At 58.4% G+C, this 7,706-nt stretch carries 8 protein-coding genes; 2 read left to right on the top strand and 6 right to left on the bottom strand.

Going from position 1 to position 7,706, the window contains the following annotated elements; translation table 11 throughout:
* Positions 1-170: 170 nt before the first annotated feature.
* The gene (gene leuA / locus VJ956_RS12080; RefSeq protein ID WP_324085268.1) at positions 171-1,868 is read right to left on the bottom strand and encodes a 2-isopropylmalate synthase; all 1,698 of its coding nucleotides are present in this window, start codon (positions 1,866-1,868) and stop codon (positions 171-173) included.
* 148 nt (positions 1,869-2,016) lie between these two features.
* On the opposite strand from leuA, the gene VJ956_RS12075 reads away from it, so the two are divergent.
* Positions 2,017-2,517, top strand: coding sequence for an Lrp/AsnC family transcriptional regulator (locus VJ956_RS12075; protein ID WP_324085266.1), 501 nt, complete (start codon positions 2,017-2,019; stop codon positions 2,515-2,517).
* A gap of 202 nt (positions 2,518-2,719) precedes the next feature.
* A complete protein-coding gene (locus VJ956_RS12070) occupies positions 2,720-4,459 on the top strand; it encodes a proline--tRNA ligase (protein ID WP_324085264.1) in 1,740 nt (579 codons plus the stop codon).
* 2 nt (positions 4,460-4,461) lie between these two features.
* Here the strand turns inward: VJ956_RS12070 and murB are convergent, their stop codons facing one another.
* The 5 genes from murB to lpxK form a co-directional block, all read right to left on the bottom strand.
* A complete protein-coding gene (murB, locus tag VJ956_RS12065) occupies positions 4,462-5,496 on the bottom strand; it encodes a UDP-N-acetylmuramate dehydrogenase (protein WP_324085263.1) in 1,035 nt (344 codons plus the stop codon).
* A complete protein-coding gene (locus VJ956_RS12060) occupies positions 5,493-5,972 on the bottom strand; it encodes a low molecular weight protein-tyrosine-phosphatase (protein WP_324085261.1) in 480 nt (159 codons plus the stop codon). Before VJ956_RS12060 ends, murB begins: the two co-directional genes overlap by 4 nt.
* Positions 5,965-6,756 (bottom strand): 3-deoxy-manno-octulosonate cytidylyltransferase, encoded by a 792-nt coding sequence (gene kdsB / locus VJ956_RS12055; RefSeq protein ID WP_324085258.1) that lies wholly within the window; start codon positions 6,754-6,756, stop codon positions 5,965-5,967. Before kdsB ends, VJ956_RS12060 begins: the two co-directional genes overlap by 8 nt.
* Before the next feature lie 10 nt (positions 6,757-6,766).
* Positions 6,767-6,955, bottom strand: coding sequence for a Trm112 family protein (locus tag VJ956_RS12050; protein ID WP_324085256.1), 189 nt, complete (start codon positions 6,953-6,955; stop codon positions 6,767-6,769).
* Positions 6,956-7,075: 120 nt separating this feature from the next.
* A partial coding sequence (gene lpxK, locus VJ956_RS12045; RefSeq protein ID WP_324085254.1) for a tetraacyldisaccharide 4'-kinase occupies positions 7,076-7,706 on the bottom strand: 631 nt, incomplete at its 5' end.

Genomic DNA, 7,706 nt, shown 5'->3' with positions numbered 1-7,706 from the left:
AGCAGGTTCAGTTCACTGTAACGCAGGGCCCGAAAGGTCCTCAGGCGGAGAACGTAACGCCGGTCTGACACACTGGAGTTACCGACCCGCCCTTTGCCCCTCACGGAAACAGGGAAAAGCAGAAGCCGGCGAAAGCCGGCTTTTCTGTGTCAGCCGCAGGCAAAGTAACTTCAGACGCTGGCCGCTTCGTGGACGGTCCCGGCGGCGGTCGATGGATCCGTTCCCACCACTTGCGAAACCGCACTGAAAAGCGCCTGCAATGTCGCCGAAGTGGTATCTTCCGCCAGCGCAGCGGCACTGCAGTGCTCGCCGTTCGCAGTCACCCGGATACAGGCAAGCGCATTCGCCCTGGTGCCTTCACTCAGGGCGAACTCGTCATAGGCCTCTACGGCGATGGCGACATCAAACAGCTTTTCCAGCGCCGCCGAGACTGCTTCCACGGCACCCAGCCCATGGCCAGTGATGGTCGTGGGGCTGGTTTGCGCACCGATAGTCACCGTCGCATGAACGCCATTATCGTCCCGATGCAGATCGTATGAGCGCAACTCCCAGGCTTTGTTGACCTTCAGGTAGCAGTTTTCGAACAGCCGGTGAATGGTCATCGAATCAATCTCGCCGCCGTTGGTCTCGGCCTCACGCTGTACCACCTTGCTGAACTCTATCTGCAGCCAGCGCGGCAGACTGATGTTGTAGTCCCGCTCCAGCACATAGGCGACCCCGCCTTTACCGGACTGACTGTTGATACGTACGACTTCCTCGTACCGGCGCCCCAGGTCGCGGGGATCAATCGGCAGATAGGCCACGTTCCAGCGGTCGCCATCGCGCCGTTGGGCCAGGCACTTGCGGATCGCGTCCTGGTGACTGCCGGAAAACGCGGTAAACACCAGCTCGCCCGCGTACGGATGCCTGGGGTGGGTCGAGATTTGGGTGCAGGCTTCCACCACATCGGTGATCTCGGCGATGCCGGAGAGATCCAGCATCGGGTCGATGCCCTGGGAATAGATATTCATGGCCATGGTTACCAGATCCATATTGCCGGTCCGCTCACCGTTGCCCATCAGGGTACCCTCAACCCGATCAGCACCCGCCATCACCGCAAGCTCGGCGGCAGCGACCGCACAACCCCGGTCATTATGGGTGTGTACGCTGATGGCAATATGTTCGCGATAGCGCAGGCGATCACAGATCCATTCAATCTGGTCGGCGAACACATTGGGTGTCGCCATTTCAACGGTTGCCGGCAGATTAATCACCACCGGCTGGCCCTGGTCCGGGCGCCAGATATCGTTTACCGCATCAATCACTTCTGCGGCGTAATCCATCTCGGTCCCGGTAAAGCTCTCAGGGGAATACTGAAAGGTCCATTCGGTGTGCGGATACTTTTCGGCGATCGCCTTCACTACCCGGGCGCCGTTCACGGCGACCTCTTTAACCCCTTCCCGGTCCATGCCGAACACCTGCTCACGCTGCACCGTCGAGGTAGAATTGTAGACGTGGACAATTGCCCGCCTGGCGCCCTCAAGCGCTTTATAGGTACGTTCGATCAGCTCCGGGCGAGCCTGGGTGAGAACCTGAATCTGCACATCTTCCGGAATCCGGTCTTCTTCAATCAGCTTGCGGCAGAAATCGAAATCCGGCTGGCTGGCGGCCGGAAACCCGATCTCGATTTCCCTGAAGCCGACTTTAACCAGCAAATCGAACATCCGCTGCTTCTGGGCAACTGTCATGGGTTTTACCAGTGCCTGATTACCATCACGAAGATCCACCGCACACCAGCGTGGTGCTTTCTCAATAATCTGGTCAGGCCAGCGGCGGTCTGTTTTGGCGACCGGCCTGAAGGGGATGTATTTCCGATGGTCAAAAGCCATAGCGTTGTGTTCCTTGCTACCGGAGAATTCGATTTCTGTGATTGAGTAACAGCTTACAGGCTCTGGCGGGGTTAATGATTGCTTTTTCGCCAGTAAAAGTTTAATTATTATCTCTTTATTGCGCAATTAACGTTAAAGGTGGATTTTTATGTCAGACAATAGCCAGAAACTGATTAAAATAGACAGGATTGATCGCAATATTCTGGAGCAACTGCAGCAGGACGGGGCGTTGACCAATCAGGAACTGGCCGACAAGGTCGGCCTCTCACCTTCTCCCTGCCTTCGACGGGTACGGGCACTCGAGGAGGCGGGCATTATCCGGCAAAAGGTAACGATTCTGGATCACAAGAAACTGGGACTGTCACTGACCGCCATTATCCTGATTGGCATGGACCGTCACACCCCGGAACGCTTTGCCGAGTTCGAATCAAAGGTGGGCGAGTATCCTGAGATCCAGGAGTGCTACCTGATCACCGGTCAGGATGCCGATTACATGCTGAAAGTGGTGGTGCCGGACATGGACCATTACCATCACTTCCTGCTGAACCGTATCACCCGGATTCAGGGCGTCAGCGGTGTACACTCCAGCTTCGTGCTCAGGCGGGTGATCGACAGCACTTCATTACCCCTGGGATACCTGGCCAGTTGAGGCCGTGGCCGGGTCATACATCGACCCAACCGCCAGTCTCTGTCTGTACCTTGTCTGATTGGCTCCGTACAATGGCGGGAACTGTAAGTCTTTGAAAGCATACTAAGCTGAAAGAAAGCAGGCGGACGTGTCCGCCTACTTTCCTACTCATTAGTAGTTTCGGGCTCATCACCAATTCCAATAATTGCTGACGGACACCATTATGCAAGCAAGCCGTTTTCTGATCGCCACCCAGAAAGAGACCCCCGCAGACGCCGAGATCATCAGCCACCAGATGATGCTCCGGGCCGGCATGATTCGCAAACTCGCCTCCGGTCTTTACACCTGGTTGCCCCTGGGGCTTCGCGTGTTGCGCAAAGTCGAGCGGATTGTCCGCCAGGAAATGGACAAAAGCGGCGCCCAGGAAATTCTCATGCCCGCCATTCAGCCGGCTGAGCTGTGGCAGGAATCAGGACGCTGGGAGCAATACGGGGGCGAACTGCTGCGGATGCAGGATCGTCATGGCCGGGACTTCTGCTTTGGCCCGACTCATGAAGAAGTGATTACCGACGTGATTCGTAACGAGCTGAAAAGCTACAAGGAACTGCCGGCAAATTTTTACCAGATCCAGACCAAATTCCGGGATGAGCGTCGTCCTCGTTTCGGCGTCATGCGCGCCCGTGAGTTCATCATGAAGGACGCCTATTCGTTTCACCTCACCAGGGAATCCCTGAATGACACCTATCAGGTAATGCACCAGACCTACTGCTCAATCTTTGATCGCCTGGGCCTGGACTATCGCCCGGTAGAAGCAGATTCCGGCGCCATCGGTGGCAGCGCGTCCCACGAATTCCATGTGCTGGCGGCTTCGGGCGAGGATGCCATTGTCTTCAGCACCGGGAGCAGCTATGCCGCGAATATCGAGAAAGCGGTAGCGCTGCCACCCCGGGGCGAGCGACCTGCCCCCTCGGAAGAGATGAAAGAGGTGGCAACACCCGGGCAGCGCACGATCGACGCAATTGCCGCTTTCCTGGGAATTGATGCCACGGCAACGATAAAGACCCTGCTGGTGAAGGCGGACGCCGGTGACGATGACGAAGGCAACGGCGGCCTGGTCGCGCTGATTCTGCGTGGCGATCACAACCTTAACGAAATCAAGGCCGAGAACCTTGCCGGTGTGGCGGAACCGCTCACCATGGCTACCGATGAGGAAATCGAGCAGGCCATCGGCTGCAAGGCAGGCTCCATTGGCCCGGTCAATCTGTCGGTGCCGGTAATCGTCGACCGCAGCGCGGCTCATCTGGCGGACTTCGTGTGTGGTGCCAACAAGGAGGGTTATCACCTGACCGGCGTTAACTGGGAACGGGATCTGCCACTGGCCCGCGTTGAAGACCTGCGTGACATCGTGGAAGGTGATCCGAGCCCGGACGGCAAAGGCACACTGGAAATCCGCCGGGGCATCGAAGTGGGCCATATCTTCAAGCTCGGTAACAAATACAGCAGGGCCATGAACGCCACGGTTCTGGACGAAAACGGCAAAAACAACATCCTCGAGATGGGCTGCTATGGTATCGGGGTATCACGCATCGTGGCTGCTTCCATCGAGCAGAACCACGACGACAAGGGTATTATCTGGCCGGATGCGATCGCACCATTTGAAGTGGCGATTGTCGTCCTCAACGGTCACAAATCACCGCCGGTGCAGGAGGCTGGTGAACGGCTTTACGCGCAACTCAGGCAGGCAGGTTTTGATGTCCTGCTGGACGACCGGAAAGAGCGGCCTGGCGTGAAGTTCGCAGACATGGAGCTGATCGGTATTCCCCATCGCTTTGTGGTATCTGAACGCGGGCTGGAAGCTGGAACGCTGGAATACAAGGGTCGTCGCGATGCCGAAAAGCAGGACATTCCGTTGGGTGAAACCCTTGCCTTCCTGATCGACCAGTCCCCGCGAACCGGCCTTTGACTTCAGAGCCCGGTAGTGGCACCGCCGACGACACCGGGCTCGATTTCAAGCCTGACGCCGAATCTTGACTGCACGTCCTCCCGGATGCGGGAGGCGAGGTTCAGAACATCCTGTCCGCTTCCATCCGAGTGATTGACCAGCACCAGAGCCTGACGGTTGTGCACCCCCACCCGGTCATTGCGGTAGCCCTTCCAGCCGCACTGATCGATCAACCATGCCGCGGCCACTTTGGCGGAATCTTCTGCCGGGTATCCGGCCAGATCGGGGTGACGCTCTTTCAGGGAACGCCATTCGGTCCCCGGAATAACAGGGTTCTTGAAAAAACTGCCGACATTGGGAAGCTGGTCCGGGTCGGGCAGCTTTCGTCGACGCACGGCCATCACGGCCTGAGCCACATCGGATGGCGTGAGCTGGCTGGTGTCCTGGTCACTGAAGTAGTCTTTCAGGTCATGGTATTGCAGTTGCAGGTCGCGGGTCCGCGACAACCGGAAGCGGACCCGAATAATGATGTAGCGCCCGGGCTCATGCTTGAACAGACTGTCCCGGTAGCTGAACCGGCACTGTTCATTGGTAAGCCGGATTACCTTTCCCGTGGTACGGTCCAGGGCGGTCAGATCCACCATGGTGTCTGACAGTTCGGTGCCATAGGCACCGATATTCTGAACCGGCGCAGCGCCCACCGTGCCCGGAATCAGCGCCAGATTCTCAAAGCCGCGATAACCGGCCTTCGCCGCATAAAGCACACAATCGTGCCAGGGCTCACCGGCCCCGAGCTCAAGAACGGCCGAGTCACTATTTATTTCCTGCCAGCAGCGGCCGGTTATTCCCACCTGCACAACCAGCCCCGAAAAATCCCCGGCAAACACCAGGTTGCTGCCACCGCCAAGAATCAGGGTCTCAAGATTCTGCGCATCGGCCCATGCAATGGCGTGGCGAAGGTCATCGGTGGAGCGCGCGCGGGTAAAGTAACGGGCGCTCGCGTCAATGCCCAGGCTGTTTTTGTCCCGCAGGCTGACAGCTTCCTGAAGTACGTTCAATTCAGCGTCTTCCGGAGTTCTGCCAGAAGCCCTTCGCTGGCTTCCTGGATAAGGTCCAGAACCGTGTCGAAACCCTTCTCGCCGCCATAATAGGGGTCCGGAACTTCGTCATGACTGGAACGCCCATAATGCAGGAAAAGCTCCGGCCGGGTGCCACCGTTGCGCTCCCGGATTCGCTGAACGTCGGCCAGGTTCTGCTGGTCCATCACCAGCACATAATCGAAGGCCGTCAGGTCAGAGGCCTGAATCTGGCGGGCCCGCAAGTCGCTGATATCAACGCCGCGCCTGGCTGCAGCAGCCCGCGCCCGGGCGTCGGGCGCCTTGCCCACATGCCAGCTGCCGGTTCCGCAGGAACTGATGCTTACCTTATCAGCGAGACCCGCCGCTTCCACCACTTTGCGGAATATCCCCTCGGCACTGGGGGAACGGCATATGTTGCCGAGGCAGACAAAAAGCACATTCACGGACTCACTCATGCAGCACTCCAGCTTTATCGACCATGGCTCTGAGTCGCTCGAGATCCTGTTCGGTATCCACGCCGGCGGCTGGTGTAACACAGGCCTCCGCTACATGTATCAGGGCGCCCTGATACAGTGCCCGCAACTGCTCCAGCGACTCGGTGATTTCAGTCGGAGCTGGCCCCCAGGTCACAAACGCACGCAGCAGGCTCACCCGGTAACCATAGATACCGATATGCCGGAAATAGCGGGCGCTGGCCGGCATGGGCAGTTTACCGGGGGAAGCCGGATTCACCGCCCAGTCCTGCCGTGCCCAGGGAATCGGAGCCCGGCTGAAATAGTGAGCCATGCCCCGGGCATCTGTGACAACCTTGACCACGTTGGGGTTGAACAGGGTTGGCGTATCGGTAATCGGCTCGCACAGGGTGGCGATGGCGGCTTCCGGAAAGGCTTCGAGATTGGCCGCCACCTGGTCAATCAACCGGGACGGGATCAGCGGCTCGTCACCCTGGACGTTGACTACGCGGTCACGGGGTTCAAAGCCCAGCTTGCGAGCGACCTCTTCCAGTCTGTCGGTACCACTGGCATGGGCGGTTGAGGTCATCACCACTTCCGCGCCGAATTGCCGACACACGGTTTCTATGCGGCTGTCGTCTGTTGCAATCACTACGCGCGCCGCGCTGCTCTCGCTGGCGCGCTCGTAGACATGCTGAATCATCGGCTTACCGCCGATATCCGCCAACGGCTTTCCCGGCAGCCGGGTCGAAGCGTATCGTGCCGGTATCACCACAATGTACGACATAAAAATTCCGTCAGTGTTTATCCAGCCGCTCGTCGGTGGTCAGGGTGCGGGCTTCGGAACTGAGCATCACCGGTATGCCCTCACGGATCGGAAAGGCCATGGCATCCATATAGCACACCAGCTCGGTGCGATCATTGTTCAGTTTCAGATCTCCTTTGCAGACGGGGCACGCCAGCAAAGCTACCAGTTTTTTGTCCATGCTGTTTCTCTTTCTCGGGCCTTTTCAGGCCTTTTCAGATTTTCAGATTTTTTCGGCTTTTGCCGCCACTTACTAATGAACAGGAAAGTAGGCGGACGTGTCCGCCTACTTTCTTTCAGCCTAGTATGACTGACCAGTTGCTTCTACCGCCGCCAGAAAAGCCCGGGAAAACGCATCCGGCAGCCTGGCTTCAATCTCCAGCACCCAGGCGTTGGCTGGCGCCAGTTCACGGCACTTCACCGCATCCTTTGCGGTCATCACCAGCCATTGACCAGCGTCACACTGCAGGTCCCGGGCCCTGAACCGGTGATGGTCCGGCAGCGCGCGCTCAGTTACCTGCGCGCCAAGCGCTCTCAGGGTATCGAAAAAGCGCGCGGGGTTGCCGATACCTGCCACCGCCAGCACTGACCTCCCCTTCAGGTCATCCAGAGGTATCCGTTGGCCACTGGCGAGATCCCTGACCGCCGTTGGCGCCAGAGTCATGGTGTACTGTTGCGGATGTTCGATATCACCGAGCCAGCCACCGTTGGTGACGACAAAATCGACCAGGTCGAGGCGCGACCCGGGCTCTCGCAACGGGCCCACTGGAATCAGGGCACCATTGCCAAGGCCCCGGCTGCCATCAAAAACGGCCAGCTCGACATCCCGCGGCAACCGATAATGCTGTAATCCATCGTCGCACAGTATGACATTTCCCAGCTTCTCATCCAGAGCCCAGAGCGCACCACGGCGGCGGTCGGGATCGACCACT

Source organism: Marinobacter sp. (assembly GCF_035268745.1).
Taxonomy (GTDB): domain Bacteria; phylum Pseudomonadota; class Gammaproteobacteria; order Pseudomonadales; family Oleiphilaceae; genus Marinobacter.
Note: the sequence above shows the minus strand (reverse complement) of the source record. Positions and strands in the feature narration are given on the sequence as shown.